The sequence below is a fragment of the Kiloniellales bacterium genome (genome assembly GCA_030064845.1).
GTDB lineage: Bacteria > Pseudomonadota > Alphaproteobacteria > Kiloniellales > JAKSDN01 > JASJEC01.
Window position 1 is genome coordinate 1 of record JASJEC010000062.1, and the last position, 14081, is coordinate 14081.

Here is a 14081-nt window from a genome sequence, read left to right on the forward strand (position 1 = left end):
TAGGTCCAGCCGTTCGCCAGGTTGGGGAACTGGCGGCGAACGAAATCGAGGTCCAGCGTCGCCTTCTCACTCATCCACGCCTCCGGTCAACAACCGGACGGCATCCTAGATGCAAGTCGGCGCCGTGTCGAAGCCGTCGAGGATCGTGGTCCAGGCGGAGACCGATCCATAAAGAAGATCGGGCGGCGCCCCTTCGGCACCGCCCGACTTCGCAACCTCACGGCCCGTCGGCGACGGGCCGGCTATAAAGGCTCATTCACACCGGAAGCCGATAAAGAACTTGTCCTCATCAGCGACGTTGTTGTCCATCCGAAGGCCCAGGAAGAGCACATCCTCATTGAGCGCCGGAGCGTTGATACAGGTGCTGGGCCTAAAGTCACGCGGGTCGAAGACTTCGCACTCGTTCTGCGACACGCGGCCGACCTTCTTCGGCACCGCGTCGCTCAGAGCGCCGTTCCTACCCTCCCAGCCGAAGTAGATGGAGCAGTTCTGGCTCACGTAGGCCTGCAGACTCTCGCAGGACACCGTGCCGTCGGCGTTCACGCCGCTGACGTACTCGTTGACGCCGCAGCTCGAGGCGGTGACGGCGCCGTCCTGCCCGGCAGGACCGGCAGGGCCGGGATCGCCTTGGGGACCGACGGGACCAACAGGTCCAACGGGACCGGCGGGGCCGGCGGAACCGGCGGGACCGGCGGGACCGGCAGGGCCGGCAGGGCCGGCAGGACCGGCAGGACCGGTAACGCCAGGAAGACCCGCCAGACCTTCAGGACCTTGAGGACCTTCGGGGCCCATAGGACCTTTGGGACCCGTGGGACCCATGGGACCTTCGGGGCCCATGGGACCGGCCGAAGTCGGCCCGGCCTGCAGGCCGCTGGTGATCGTCAGATCGTAGCTGGACGCCCACCTGGAGACCCTGTCGTTGTCCTCGTCGTCGTCGCCTCTCCGCCAGCGGTAGCCTGAGAAGCGGCTGCGTTTCGCAACCGTCAGCTTGTAGTCGCCGTCCGCCACGGGATACGGCAGAATGGCCACGATCTCCTCGGCGGTCGGATCGCCGCAGAGGTCCAATCGGCCGTGCTTGCCGAGAAAGACCAGTGGCTCGCCTCGGCGGTCGAGAAAGCGCTTGCCGCGAATGACGATCACGTCTTCCGATGAGCAACCCTGTCTTGCCGACTCCCATTCGACGATGACCTCGGAAATGGCCGGCATCCAGCGCTGAATATCGGCCGAAGCCGGCTGCGCCAGGAAGGTCAAACTTGCGCCCAAGGCTGGAGCCAGGAATGCGGCGCTCCGAACACTTAATCTAGACATCTTAAGCTCCTTTTCCCGACCGTCGGTCAGCCTCCGGGACCAACGCTGAATCGTTTCTTTCCTGACGGTGCGCGCCAGAAGTATTCGCATCAATAAAGCCGTAAGAGGTCTAAAGATTTGTTAAGATGTAAGGCTTTAGCTGGTCATTATATTTGAGATATATAAATCTCTATTTTATTTTAATTTAGAGATTACAAATTTTATTATATTTTTCAGAAAATTACCGCGATGCCGCATGCCGGCAGGCAGGCAGGGCTCGCGAAAAAAAATCGGAAAAAAATTTTTGTAGGAGGACAGACCCGCGCACCCGAGTCCGAGTCGGATCAGCGCCCGTCGGTTGGGACGGAGGGGGCCCCGCCGGTCCGGGAAGCCGAAGCCTCGCTGCCAGCCGCCGATTCGCCCCCCGGCCGAGCCCCGGGGGCGCCCTCCCGGCCGTTCAGCGCGGCGAGGTCCAGCCTGAGCCGGCCGACCTCCTCCGTCAGCGCCCGCAGGGCGGCATCGTGGGCCTGGGCCTGCGCCTCGGTATCGCTGGCCGCCACCTCTTGCATCGAGTTGACGATGATCGCGATGAAGAGGTTCAGGACCGCGAAGGTCACGATCAGGATGAAGGGGACGAAGAAGGCCCAGGCGTAGGGGTAGACCTCCATCACCGGCCGGACGATGCCCATGGACCAGGACTCCAGGGTCATGATCTGGAACAGCGAGTAGGCCGAGCGGCCGACCGTGCCGAACCAGGCGTCGAACTGGCCGCCGAACATCTTGGTCGCCATGACCGAGGCCACATAGAACACCAGGGAGAGGATCGCGAGCACCGATCCCATGCTGGGGATCGCCTGGAGCAGTGCCTGGATGACGACGCGCATGCGCGGCACGACGGAGATGAGGCGCAGGGCGCGAAGGATGCGCAGGGCGCGCAGCACCGACGTGCTATCGCTCGCGGGCGCGAGCGAGATGGCGACGATGGCGAAATCGAAGAGGTTCCAGGGATCGCGGAAGAAACGGAGCCGGTAGACCACCAGCTTGATCAGGATCTCGATCACGAAGATGGTCAGGGCCCCGGTGTCGAGCGCCAGGAGCAGTCCGCCGGCCATCGCCATGGCGGTCGGCGAGGTCTCCAGGCCGATCACCACGGCGTTGACGACGATGACCAGGATGATGAAGTTGCGCGTGAACTCGGACTCGATGAAGGCCCTCAGACGGCGCATCAGCGCCGGCTCCTGGATTGCCTCGGCGGCAGCCACGTTCGATCCTTCGGGCATAGCCTCGTCCACTCCTGCGGCAGCCCTGCCCCCTCGGCCAATGGCCACGGTCCGGGCGCGCCTTTTCGCACGTGACAGGGTGTAAATGGGGAAACCGCCGGCAACTGCAATAATCACATCGGACTGAAGTTATGCCTCCCGAGCCATGTGCGACGTTAGACCGAACTCGGTGAGTGGAATGGGGCTCGCTCGCCTGCCTGGGGTCGGGCGCGCCCTCTTCGCCCTCGCCACCCTTTCCGCCACGCCGGCGGCCGCCCAGGGCCTCGACCCTCACACGCTCTACGAACGGCACTGCGCCGGTTGCCACCAGGCCCACGCCGGTGACTTTGTGCCGGTCGGCCTCAAGCGGGACGGCGATAAGGTGATCGGGGTCGAGAGCGGACAAGAGCTGCGCGCCCTGCTGGAAAGCGGGCACGGCCGACTCGCCCCGGATGAGATCGAGGCGGTCGTGGCGCACCTGACCTTCGTGCTCCAGGCCGGCGGCCTGTTCCGCACCAAGTGCGGGATCTGCCACGACCGGGCCTCCGAGCTCGCCCGCGCGACCCTGCTTCTGCACGGCAACCGCCTGGTCGGCCGCTACTCGGGACGGGATGTTGCGGAGTTCCTGGCAAGCCATGGGCGGCTCGAGCCCGAGGAGATCGACATTGTCCTCGCCGCCCTGAAAGGCCAGTTGGCACGAAGCCGCTGAAAGCGGGTGCCCTAGCCGCCGAGCTTCTCCCGGAGCAGCTTGTTGACCAGGCCCGGGTTGGCCTTGCCCTGGGTCGCCTTCATGACCTGGCCGACGAACCAGCCGAGCACCTTCTCGTTGCCGCCGCGGAACTGCTCGGCCTGCTTTTCGCCGCCGGCGATGACCTGCTCGATGATGGCCTCGAGCGCATCGCTGTCGCTGATCTGCTTGAGCCCTTTCTGCTCGACGATCTCGGCGGCGGTCTTGCCGCTCCGCCACATCTCGTCGAAGACGTCCTTGGCGATCCGGCCGGTGATCGTCTCGTCGGCGATCAGGTCGATCAGGCCGCCCAAGGCCTGGGCCGAAACCGGCGCCGAGGCCAGCTCCAGGTCCGCCTTGTTGAGGGCGGCGAAGAACGCGCCGGTCAGCCAGTTGGCGACCAGCTTGGGGTCGCGCCGCGACCCGGTCTTGACCGCCGTCGCCATCTCCTCGCTGGTGAGCTCCTGTCCTTCGGACCCGCCCAGGACGGTCTCGAAGAAATCGGCCGTCTCCTTCTCGGCGACCAGGACCTCGGCGTCGTAGGACGTCAGGCCGAACTCGCGAATGAACCGCCCTTTCTTTTCGTCGGGCAGCTCCGGCAGGTTCGCCTCGATCCCCTCCACCCAGCTCTCTTCCAGCACCACGGGCAGCAGGTCCGGGTCCGGGAAGTAGCGGTAGTCGTGCGCCTCCTCCTTGGAGCGCATGGGCCGGGTCTCGCCACGGTTGGGATCGAACAGGCGCGTCTCCTGCACCACCGCGCCGCCGTCCTCGAGCAGCTCGATCTGGCGCCGGGCCTCGAACTCGATGGCCTGCTGGACGAAGCGGATCGAGTTTACGTTCTTGGTCTCGGTCCGGATGCCGTAGTCCTCGCCCGGCCGCCGCACCGAGACGTTGACGTCGCAGCGCAGCGAGCCCTCTTCCATGTTGCCGTCGCAGGTGCCGAGGTAGCGCAGGATCGAGCGCAGCTTGCGCAGGAAGATCCCGGTCTCCTCGGCGGAGCGCAGGTCGGGCTTGGACACGATCTCCATCAGGGGCACGCCGGCCCGGTTGAGGTCGATGTAGGTCAGGCTCGGATGCTGGTCGTGGAGCGACTTGCCCGCGTCCTGCTCCAGGTGCAGGCGCTCGATGCCGACTTTGCGGGTCTCGCCGTCGCGCAGATCGAGGGTGACCGTGCCGTTGCCGACGATCGGCTCCAGGTACTGGGAGATCTGATAGCCCTGGGGCAGGTCGGGATAGAAGTAGTTCTTGCGCTCGAAGACCGAGTGCCGGTTGATCTCGGCTTTCAGACCCAGGCCTGTCCGGACCGCCTGCTCCAGCACGAAGCCGTTCAAAACCGGCAGCATGCCAGGCATGGCGGCGTCCACGAGCGAGACCTGGCTATTCGGCTCGGCCCCGAAGTCGGTGGCCGCGCCGGAGAAGAGCTTGGCCTTGCAGCTGACCTGGGCATGGACCTCGAGCCCGATGACCACTTCCCACGCGCCCGTGCTGCCTTGGATCTGAGTCATGACTGACCGCTTCCCGATTGCCTGAGCCGCTTCCTGGCCTCGGCTCTCAGGCCCTTCTTGTCCTCACGCCGCTCGCCGAGACCTTCGCGGCCATAGTCGAAGCCCTCGTCGATGTGTTCGGCCAGCGGCCGGTCGGGCACCTTCCTCCAGCTCCTGCGCTTGACCGCGCCGATCGCCTCCGCGGCCGCTTCGGGGTCCTCGTCGGCCCGGCCCAGGACCTTAGTCTCCTGCCGCCGCAGCACCCGGTTGCCCTGGGCCTTCCGCTTGCGGATTGCCTTGCGCGAGGACTTGTCGTTCTCGCCGTAGGCGTTGCGCCGGTCCTTCTGATAGCTCCGAACCTTCTTCTCTTGGGGCGTGGAGCGCTTCTTCTCCATGGCTCAGCGCCCCGCGACGAACTGAGGTTCGGCCGTGAAGCCGGCGGCTTCCTCCAGCACCCCGGCGACCCGCAGCATCGTCTCTTCGTCGAAGGGCTTGCCGAGGATCTGGAGGCCCAGCGGCAGGCCATCGGCCGAGAGCCCGGCCGGGACCGAGATGCCCGGCAGCCCCGCCATGTTGGCCGGAACGGTGAAGACGTCGTTCAGATACATGGCGATGGGGTCGTCCAGCCCGCCGACCGGGAAGGCGTCCTTCGGCGAGGTCGGGGTCAGGATCGCGTCGACCGTCTCGTAAGCCTCGGTAAAGTCCTTCAGGATCAGCGAGCGCACCCGCCGGGCCTTGTTGTAGTAGGCGTCGTAGTAGCCGGCGGAAAGCACGTAAGTGCCGATCAGCACCCGGCGCTTCACCTCGGCGCCGAAGCCCTCGCCCCGGGTCGCCTCGTACATCTCGGTCAGATCGCCGCCCTCGACCCGGAGGCCGTAGCGCACGCCGTCATAGCGCGCCAGGTTCGACGAGGCCTCAGCCGGCGCGACGATGTAGTAGGCCGGCAGGGCGCACATGGTGTGCGGCAGGGAGATCGGCACGACCTCGGCGCCGGCGGCCTTGAGCCACTCGACACCCCGCTCCCAGAGCGCGTCAATTTCGGCCGGCATGCCGTCGACCCGGTACTCCTTCGGGATGCCGATCTTAAGGCCCCGGATGTCACCGGTCAGCGCCGCCTCGTAGTCCGGCACCGGGACGTCGACGCTGGTCGAGTCCTTGGGATCGTGGCCGGCCATGGCGCGCAGCATGATCGCGGAGTCCCGCACCTTGCGGGTCAGGGGCCCGGCCTGGTCCAGCGACGAGGCGAAGGCGACGATGCCCCAGCGCGAGCAGCGGCCGTAGGTCGGCTTCAGGCCGACGATGCCGCAGAGCGCCGCCGGCTGGCGGATCGAGCCGCCGGTATCGGTGCCGGTCGCCCCGGCCACGGCGCGCGCCGCGACCGCGGCGGCCGAGCCGCCGGAGGAGCCGCCGGGCACCAGTGCCCGGTTGTCGCCGGGCCGGCGCCAGGGGCTCTCGACCGGGCCGTAGTAGCTGGTCATGTTGGACGAGCCCATGGCGAACTCGTCCATGTTGGTCTTGCCCAGCAGCACTGCGCCCTCTCGCCAGAGGTTGGCCGAGACGGTCGACTCGTAGGGCGGCGTGAAGCCGTCGAGGATATGGGATCCCGCCGTGGTCAGCATGCCCTCGGTGCAGAAGAGGTCCTTGAGCGCGACCGGCAGGCCTTCCATAACCCCGGCCTCGCCCTTGGCGCGCCTGGCGTCCGAGGCCTCAGCCATGGCGATCGCCTGCTCCGGCGTCTCCGTGATAAAAGCGTTCAGCGGCCGCGCCGCCTCGACCGCGGCGATCTGCGCCTGGGTCAGCTCCTTCGACGAGACCTCGCCCTGCCCCAGGAGATCGCGCGCCTCGGCCAGGGTCAACTCGGAGAGCCCGGTCATTTCGGAAGCCCCATCATTCGACAACCTTGGGCACGGCGAAGAACTGTTCGTTCCCCTCGGGGGCGTTGGCCAGCACCTTGTCGCGGCAATCACCGTCGCTGACTTTGTCCGCCCGCAGCGTCGGCTTCATCGCGACCACCGAGGTCATGGGCTCGACCCCCCCGGTGTCGATCTCGCCGAGCTGCTCGACCCAGTCCAGGATGGTGGAGAGCTCGCCGGCTAGCGCCGCCTGCTGCGCCTCGTCGACCCGGATGCGGGCCAGCCTCGCGATCTTCGCGACGGTTTCCTTGTCCACCGCCATCGCCGAACCTCGTTCAGAAAGGAAAGAAGAGCGCCGCCAAAAAGCGGGCGCCGCCAAGGCGCGGAGGCTAGCACCGGGACCGAGGTGCGGCAAGGCGGGGCCGCGAGGCTTTCCGGGTGTGCGGCGAACCCTCGGAGGCGCCCGGAACCTTGCCCGCGGGCGCTCGGGAGTAAGCACTCAAATTAAATAAAAATTTATGTAATTACTCGAACGAAACTTTGTATTATTCAATTGATCCACATTGCTTGATACGTCGTAACGCCCTTCGTCGATAGAAAATCATGTGGTGATCATGGAATACTTGACGTGGATACTTTTGGCGTTTCTGGCAACCGACTTCGTCGCGAGCAACCTGGCGGCCCGCCGTCAGTGGTCCGAGATCGCGCGCGGGAAGGCGGGCGTGCACACCCTGAGGAAGCGGACAGGAATCTGGGACCGCGCGGAGCTGGAGCGCCGCTTCGGCGCGCCCGATCAGAATTTCGCCTTCACCGTGACGTTCGACAGGGTGCGCCGGGCGCGCACCGTCGCACGACGAGTCTTCGACGCTCGCTGGATCGAGTTCACGCTCTTCAGCATGGCGTGCGTCGGCGTCGGCGCCGCGCTGTCCTGCGGCTGCCCCTTCCGCATCGCACTCTCGATCACCATGGTGCCGGTTTTTTACCGCTGCCTGATCGCCGGGCATGATCTGATGATCATGGCAAGGAGCCATAGTCAGCGCGCGGAAGAGATCCGGGCGCGGTTCGATCTGGCGGGCAGCGGCGCCGCCTAGACAGGCGGAACCTGACCGGCTCCGTCCGGCCGGAACCCGAATAAGAGGCGGTGGAGCAGTTGAACTGCTCCACCGCCTTCTGGTTCCGGCGAAATTTCGACCCGGCCTGACTGGCACCAGAAAACTTTCAACGTCAATGGCTTGCCTGTCGCTTCTGCGTCGAGGAGTACGGACCGCACGCCGGTACCCGGCTCTCGACAGGGGCGTTCCAAAATCACGTGCTCTCTTGTACGGGCCTCGTAACCTCGGTTTTCGCACCCCGCCCCGCCGCACCGCCGGACGCTCAACCGTCCTCGGTGCCGAACTCGGCGGGCATGGTGATCTCGAGGAGTTCGCAATCGCCGGAACAGGACTTCAGCTCGTGAAGAATCCCGGGCGGCTGGTGGACGCAGTCGCCGGCCTCGAGTGCGACATCCCCCTCGCCCTCGTACCACATCACGCAGCGGCCCTTGAGCACGTAGACCATCTGGAAGCCGAGGCTGTGGCGGTGCGGCCCGGTCACGCCCTCGCAGGGCGCGGTCGCCCGGATCACGTGGGCCCCGAAGGCGCCGCCGGTCGCGCCGTCGATCGCCAGGTCGCGGTAGACGAAGGCGCCGCGGAGGCCCTTCTCGAATTCGGCCGCCCCGGCGCGGCTGACGGCGAAACGGTAAGGCTTCGTCTCGTTCATGGACATGAGGCTCCTATCCTTCGGCTCCCGCTCCGCCAGCGCCCAGCCAAGTAAAGCCAAGTAAAGGCCAGGAGGCCCATCGGCGCCCCGACGAGACGGATCCAGCTATGACCGGGCAGCATAGCCGAGATGCAATTTCGGCGCTCGCGCCGCGGATTCCCTGTATCATATCTTCCCGACCCGCAGCGCCCGCGCTGCTTCTGTGGTCGGCCTCCGGCCGCAACGGCGTAACCCGCCGCAAGGATAGGAGTGGATGCCATGAATGATTTCGTCGACTTCTGGGTGGTGCTCGCCAAGCCGTCGCTCTACAAGCACCTGCGCGGCTACGGTGGGGTCGGCTTCCCGCAGCAGCGCTATGCGGCGCCGAGCCTGCTGACCCGGCTGGCCTACGCCTTCTCGCGCTGGCGGGCGGCCTGATACCAGAGACCCTGATACCACAGACCCCGATACCAGAGACATGTGGGGCGGGCGAAAAAACCCGCACCCGGGACCAGCAAGACGCGCCGTTCTGAGCTGATCAGCTCTGGCGGCGCGTCTTTCCGTTGAAGGTCCGGAGAAACGGCGGCAAGCTCCCGGCCACTAGATCGGATCAGGTTTAGAAGGAAGCAGGTCCTGCTTCCGTCTCAGCATGTGAATACGATCTACATTGTTGAGTCAGAGCAGATTCACCGGGTTTGATTGAATCGCGTATGGCAATTCAATCAAACCCGGATCTGCTCTAGGGGGGCCTGGCTTTGAACCCGCGCGGCATGAAACGTCCGCACGACTGCGATGAGGGAGGAAACCACCATGGATCAGAAACGCTTCGACGAGGGGCTGGCCGTGCGCCGCGCGGTCTTGGGAGCCGAGTACGTCGACAAGTCGATCGCGGGCGCGGACGACTTCAACCGGGCCATGCAGGAACTGGTCACCGAATATTGCTGGGGCGAGATCTGGACCCGTCCGGGACTGGAGCGCAAGACCCGCAGCCTGATCAACCTCGCGATGCTGACCGCGCTCAACCGACCGCACGAGGTGAAGATCCACCTGCGCGGCGCCCTGAACAACGGCGTTACCAAGGACGAGATCAAGGAAGTCCTGCTGCAGACCGCGATCTACTGCGGTGTCCCCGCCGCGATCGACAGCTTCCGCCTGGCGCGCGAGGTCTTCGCCGAAAGCGAGGAGTGAACGGCGGCCCGCCTCAGCCGCCGCCGTCAGCGCGCTGAACGATCGCCAGGGCGGCGCGATAGGTCATGCGCGGATCGTGGCGGATGATCGCCGCCACCGCGCGCTTGAGCATCTGCGGCGGCGCTTCGCCGGCTGCCCGCCCCTCCGCCAGGGCGCGGCTGGCAATTTCCTCGAAGTGTCGGCCCTCTTCCCGTTCGCGCGCAACCTGCTTGAAGGTTCTGATCGGGCGCAGGAGATAGGGGCTGACCATGGTCGGCGTGGGGATCCTGTTCTGCACGTTACGTCTCTGTTGCGGCGAAGTGTGACGCGCAGTCTGGGCCAGGCCGGCATACCCGAGTGTGACTCTTCACACACCGGGGCCGATTTTTTGGCGCACCCTCGGCTGGGCTCCCGATCCGAGAGGAGACCAACGGATCCAACCTCACGTCGTCGGCTCCGTCGGGTCGAGCGTTGCCCGCAGACCGGCGCCGCCGTCGCCGAGGTTTTCCACGAAGGCAGGAACCCGCCCCGTCCCGATGAAGCCCTCAGCGTCCTCCATTGGCCAGCCGGCCGAGGCGTGGCGAAAGAGGTCGCGCAGTTGCGCTTCCTTGCCCGGGCCGGTGACGAGCTCGGAGATCCGGGCGACACAGGTCCCGCCTTTCGGCAGCGCCGCCGTCTGGATCACCAGGTCGAACCCGGGCGCCTTGCCGTCCGGCGCCCTGAAGTCGCCGAGACGCTCCAGGATCGCCGGCAGGTCACCCTGCGCGGCCAGCGCCATGACACCACCCCGGTCCCGTTCCAGCGCCTGCAGCACGCCGTCGATTCTGCGGTTCTGCAGCTCGTCGGGGAACTGGTCGACCAGCAGGTAGCTAGGGTTCAGCGACAGCGCGCGCCACAGATGCTCGACCATGGTGGAGCGCTTGGGGCCGGACAGGTCCTTGATCTCAGCCTTCAGTCGATGGACACGAACCTGGTCGAGCGCGATCGGATCGCCCCACTCGACCGTGGCCACGCGCTCCCGCACGTCGATGTTCCGGGCCATGGCGCCCAACAGGGCCTTACGGCCGGTGCCGGGAGCGCCGGCGATCAGCAGGTTGAGCCGGTGGGGCACGCAAAGCTCCAGGAAGCGGGCCATATCCGGCGACAGGCGGCCGGCCGCGACGAGGGCGCCGAAGCTGGGGCCTTCTTCGGCCGACTCCCGGGGGGCGGTGGCCTTCGTCTCCGCGGCCGACTTGAACGCCACCGCGCCGCTCGCCGCCACCTGAGAGCCGGGACCGCAGAGCTCGCGCAGCACCCGGCCAAAGAGCGCCCCCCTCGCCCGCGACGTCAGGGTGACTCCCAGGGTCTCGAGCGCCTCGTCCAGCAGGAGCGAGATCCTGGTCGGTGCGAAACTCTGCTGCACGCCCTTGTCGAGCAGAGCCTTGTCCAGCCGCAGGGAGACTTCGTCGAGAACCTTGTAGATCAGCCGCCAGTCAAGCGTGTCCCTGACCGGTCCGCGCGCCTTGCGCGGGACGGCGCCCCGCTCCTCACCGGACGGCTCTAGGCCGGCCGTCCGCCGGCGTATGCGATCGGTGATGTCCTCGGAATCCGCCGCGTTCGTGTTCCTGCGTCGCCCCAGCATTTCCCTCGCCCATGCTGTTCCATCTCGAATGCTTCCCCAAAGCCATTACTTCGCAGCCTGGCGACCCCCGGTGCGACGCTTTACTACCGCCGATTCTTAGAACAACCGGAGTCAAAGTCATTTAATTCTTAAAGTGATTTTAATCACCTGAAATTCTATTTCAAATGAAAAGTATGATTAATGACATATTTACCAAATAAATTAAATAAAATTCTGTGAATTATTTATGGATCTTCAAAGCTCACGGCGACACGCACCGAAACCGGCGCCGACCCTGCTCGACTCCGCTCGATATCGATTTTGGTGGAGCAGATTCACCGGGTTTGATGAACTGCCTCTGGCGATGCCGTCAAACCCGGGTCTGCTCTAGTCTCGCGCCTGGGTGGCGATCTGCTTCAGCGTCGTGCGCGGGGTTATCGCGTCGGGGTCCGTGCGCAGCTCGATCAGCGCCGGCCCCTCCGCGGCCAGGGCCCGTTCCAGGGCGGCGGGAAAATCCTCGGTTCGCGTCACGGTCTCGCCGGCGGCGCCGTAGGACCGCGCCAGAGCGGCAAAGTCGGGGTTCTTGAGGCCCGTGCCGCTGACCCGGCCGGGGTAGTTGCGCTCCTGGTGCATGCGGATCGTGCCGTACATGCCGTTGTTGGCCACGATGATCACGATGGGCAGGTCGTACTGCACCGCGGTCGCCAGCTCCTGGCCGGTCATGAGGAAGCAGCCGTCGCCGGCGAAGGCCACGACGGGCCGTTCGGGCGCTGCCAGCTTGCCGGCGATCGCCGCCGGCAGGCCGTAGCCCATGGAGCCGGAGGTCGGCGCCAGCTGGCTCCGGTAGGGGCCGTAGAGATAGTAGCGGTGGACCCAGGCGGTGTAGTTGCCCGCGCCGTTGGTCACGATCGCATCGCCCGCGGTCTCGCGCAGGTGGGCGATCACCTGCTCCAGCTTGACCTCGCCCGGGGTTTCCTGGGGCACTATGTTGGCCTCGTAGTCCGCCCGTGCGGCGCCGCTCCGCTCCGCCCAGGGCGGCGTGCCGGCGCTCTCCAAGGAGGCCAACTTGGCCGCGAAGGAGGCGGGCGACGCGTTGATCGCCAGGTCCGGCCGGTAGACCCGGCCGAGCTCGTCGGGGCCGGGATAGACGTGCACCAGCTTCTGCTTCGGGTTTGGGATGTCGATCAGGCTGTAGCCGCTGGTCGTCATCTCGCCCAGGCGGGCGCCGAGCACGAGCAGGAGATCGGACTCGCGCAGGCGCCCTGCGAGCGGCGGATTGATGCCGATACCGACATCGCCGACGTAGCAGGGGTGCCGGTTGTCGAAGTAGTCCTGGCAGCGAAAAGACGCCCCGACCGGCAGCGAGAAGCGCTCTGCGAAGGCTTCGAAAGCCTCGCGCGCCGCCTGGGACCAGCCGCCGCCCCCGACGATGGCGAACGGCCGCTCTGCGCCGCGCAGCAGAGCGGCGAAGGCCTCGAGATCCTCGGCGGCCAGCTTGGCCTCGACCCTCGCCGCCGGCCTGCTGTCGGCGACCTCGGCGCTGGACGAGAGCATGTCTTCCGGCAGGGCCAGGACGACCGGCCCCGGCCGGCCCGACGTGGCGAGATGGTAGGCGTGGCTGACGTACTCCGGGATCCGCTCGGTCTGGTCGATCTGCGCCGCCCACTTGGCGAGCGGGCCGAACATCTGGCGGTAGTCGACCTCCTGGAAAGCCTCGCGGTCGACCATGTCCCGGCCGACCTGGCCGATGAAGAGGATCATCGGCGTCGAGTCCTGATAGGCGATGTGCACGCCGGCGGCGGCGTTGGTCGCGCCGGGCCCGCGGGTAACGAAGCAGACTCCCGGCCGCCCGGTCATCTTGCCGTAGGCCTCCGCCATCATGGCCGCGCCGCCCTCCTGGCGGCAAATGATGGTGCGCAACCCCGGGTGGGCGTGCAGGCCGTCGAGCACGGCGAGGAAGCTCTCGCCCGGCACGCAGAAGGCCGCGTCGCAGCCCTGGATCGCCAATTGGTCGACCAGGATCTGGCCGCCGTGCCGCAGCGTCATGCTCCGCTTCCCCCTGTGCCCTGCGCCGGCTTGCAAGCGCCGTCGGGCGGCAGCATGCCACAAAGCCGGTGAATGTCGAGCCGCCGCCTATCCTAAGGCCGCGGCCTCGCCGGTCACGACGTGGACCGTCCGCTGGGGATAGGGAATCGAGATGCCCTCCTGGTCGAGCCGCAGCTTCAGCGCCTTGGTCAGGTCGAACTTGAGCGGCCACAGGTCTGCCGCATTGCACCAGAGGCGTATGGTGATGTTGACCGAGTTGTCGGCCAGCTCGCCAACCAGGATCTGGGGAACGGGATCGGCCTGGACCCGGCTGTCGGCCTTGACCGCGTCCTCGAGCACGGCAACGGCCTTCGTCAGGTCGTCCTCGTAGCTCACGCCGACGACCAGGTCGAGCCGGCGAGTCTTGTGGAAGCTGTAGTTCTGGATCGCGGAACCCCAGATCTGGGCGTTGGGCACCAGGATCTGCACGTTGTCGGGCGTCGCCAGCTCGGTAAGGAAGAGGTGGATCACCTTGACCGTGCCGGCGAAGCCGCCGGCCTCGACATAGTCGCCGACCTTGAAGGGCCGGATCAGCAGCAGCATCACGCCGGCGGCGACGTTGCTCAGCGTCCCCTGCATCGCGAGGCCGATGGCCAGGCTGGCCGCGCCCAGGACGGCGATGATGCTGGTGGTCTGCACGCCGAACTGGTTGAGCGTCGCGACCACGGTGAAGATCAGGATGAGATACTTGACCAGGCTGACCAGGAAACCGCGCAGCGTCTCATCGACCGCCGCGGTCTTCCCAAGGACCCGTCCGACCAGACCAGACAGCCAGCCGGAAAGTATCCATCCTATGACGAGAACCAGGAACGCGCCGAGAGCACTGAGGCCATAGGTCACGATCAGCCCTTGGATTTCCTTGACGGTATCTTCCATGTTGCC

15 protein-coding genes are annotated in these 14081 nt (G+C 66.3%); 4 read left to right on the forward strand and 11 right to left on the reverse strand.

Annotated elements, in window-relative coordinates:
• Window positions 1–252: 252 nt before the first annotated feature.
• Window positions 253–1251: a hypothetical protein gene (locus tag QNJ67_17745; protein MDJ0610824.1), complete on the reverse strand. Its 999-nt coding sequence runs from the start codon at window positions 1249–1251 to the stop codon at window positions 253–255.
• Between the two features lie 380 nt (window positions 1252–1631).
• Window positions 1632–2567 (reverse strand): ion transporter, encoded by a 936-nt coding sequence (locus tag QNJ67_17750; protein ID MDJ0610825.1) that lies wholly within the window; start codon window positions 2565–2567, stop codon window positions 1632–1634.
• A gap of 178 nt (window positions 2568–2745) precedes the next feature.
• Between QNJ67_17750 and QNJ67_17755 the strand changes: the two genes are divergently transcribed.
• Window positions 2746–3255, forward strand: a complete 510-nt coding sequence (locus tag QNJ67_17755) for a hypothetical protein (GenBank protein ID MDJ0610826.1) — start codon at window positions 2746–2748, stop codon at window positions 3253–3255.
• An 11-nt stretch (window positions 3256–3266) separates the two neighbouring features.
• Here the strand turns inward: QNJ67_17755 and gatB are convergent, their stop codons facing one another.
• Genes gatB through gatC form a run of 4 tightly spaced genes read right to left on the reverse strand, consistent with a single transcriptional unit; the run spans window position 3267 to window position 6932 of the window.
• Window positions 3267–4778, reverse strand: a complete 1512-nt coding sequence (gene gatB, locus QNJ67_17760; GenBank protein MDJ0610827.1) for an Asp-tRNA(Asn)/Glu-tRNA(Gln) amidotransferase subunit GatB — start codon at window positions 4776–4778, stop codon at window positions 3267–3269.
• Window positions 4775–5152, reverse strand: coding sequence for a hypothetical protein (locus QNJ67_17765; protein ID MDJ0610828.1), 378 nt, complete (start codon window positions 5150–5152; stop codon window positions 4775–4777). Before QNJ67_17765 ends, gatB begins: the two co-directional genes overlap by 4 nt.
• 3 nt (window positions 5153–5155) lie before the next feature.
• Window positions 5156–6631, reverse strand: coding sequence for an Asp-tRNA(Asn)/Glu-tRNA(Gln) amidotransferase subunit GatA (gene gatA, locus QNJ67_17770; GenBank protein ID MDJ0610829.1), 1476 nt, complete (start codon window positions 6629–6631; stop codon window positions 5156–5158).
• Window positions 6632–6644: 13 nt separating this feature from the next.
• Window positions 6645–6932 carry an Asp-tRNA(Asn)/Glu-tRNA(Gln) amidotransferase subunit GatC gene (gatC, locus tag QNJ67_17775; GenBank protein ID MDJ0610830.1) on the reverse strand — a complete coding sequence of 96 codons (288 nt, stop codon included), beginning with the start codon at window positions 6930–6932 and terminating at the stop codon, window positions 6645–6647.
• Window positions 6933–7215: 283 nt separating this feature from the next.
• Here gatC and QNJ67_17780 point away from each other — a divergent pair, with 283 nt between their 5' ends.
• Entirely contained in the window at window positions 7216–7701 is a 486-nt protein-coding gene (locus QNJ67_17780) for a hypothetical protein (protein MDJ0610831.1), read from the forward strand.
• 283 nt (window positions 7702–7984) lie between these two features.
• Here QNJ67_17780 and QNJ67_17785 read toward each other — a convergent pair whose 3' ends face one another.
• Window positions 7985–8368: a cupin domain-containing protein gene (locus tag QNJ67_17785; GenBank protein ID MDJ0610832.1), complete on the reverse strand. Its 384-nt coding sequence runs from the start codon at window positions 8366–8368 to the stop codon at window positions 7985–7987.
• Window positions 8369–8626: 258 nt separating this feature from the next.
• On the opposite strand from QNJ67_17785, the gene QNJ67_17790 reads away from it, so the two are divergent.
• Window positions 8627–8785 carry a hypothetical protein gene (locus QNJ67_17790; protein MDJ0610833.1) on the forward strand — a complete coding sequence of 53 codons (159 nt, stop codon included), beginning with the start codon at window positions 8627–8629 and terminating at the stop codon, window positions 8783–8785.
• A 372-nt stretch (window positions 8786–9157) separates the two neighbouring features.
• Window positions 9158–9535, forward strand: coding sequence for a 4-carboxymuconolactone decarboxylase (pcaC, locus tag QNJ67_17795; GenBank protein ID MDJ0610834.1), 378 nt, complete (start codon window positions 9158–9160; stop codon window positions 9533–9535).
• Window positions 9536–9548: 13 nt separating this feature from the next.
• Here the strand turns inward: pcaC and QNJ67_17800 are convergent, their stop codons facing one another.
• From QNJ67_17800 to QNJ67_17815, 4 genes are all read right to left on the reverse strand, one after another.
• On the reverse strand, window positions 9549–9812 hold the full coding sequence (locus QNJ67_17800) for a hypothetical protein (protein MDJ0610835.1): 264 nt from the start codon (window positions 9810–9812) through the stop codon (window positions 9549–9551).
• Window positions 9813–9956: 144 nt separating this feature from the next.
• The gene (locus QNJ67_17805) at window positions 9957–11135 is read right to left on the reverse strand and encodes a hypothetical protein (protein ID MDJ0610836.1); all 1179 of its coding nucleotides are present in this window, start codon (window positions 11133–11135) and stop codon (window positions 9957–9959) included.
• Between the two features lie 366 nt (window positions 11136–11501).
• A complete protein-coding gene (locus tag QNJ67_17810; protein ID MDJ0610837.1) occupies window positions 11502–13160 on the reverse strand; it encodes a thiamine pyrophosphate-binding protein in 1659 nt (552 codons plus the stop codon).
• 87 nt (window positions 13161–13247) lie between these two features.
• On the reverse strand, window positions 13248–14075 hold the full coding sequence (locus tag QNJ67_17815; GenBank protein ID MDJ0610838.1) for a mechanosensitive ion channel: 828 nt from the start codon (window positions 14073–14075) through the stop codon (window positions 13248–13250).
• Window positions 14076–14081 lie beyond the last annotated feature (6 nt).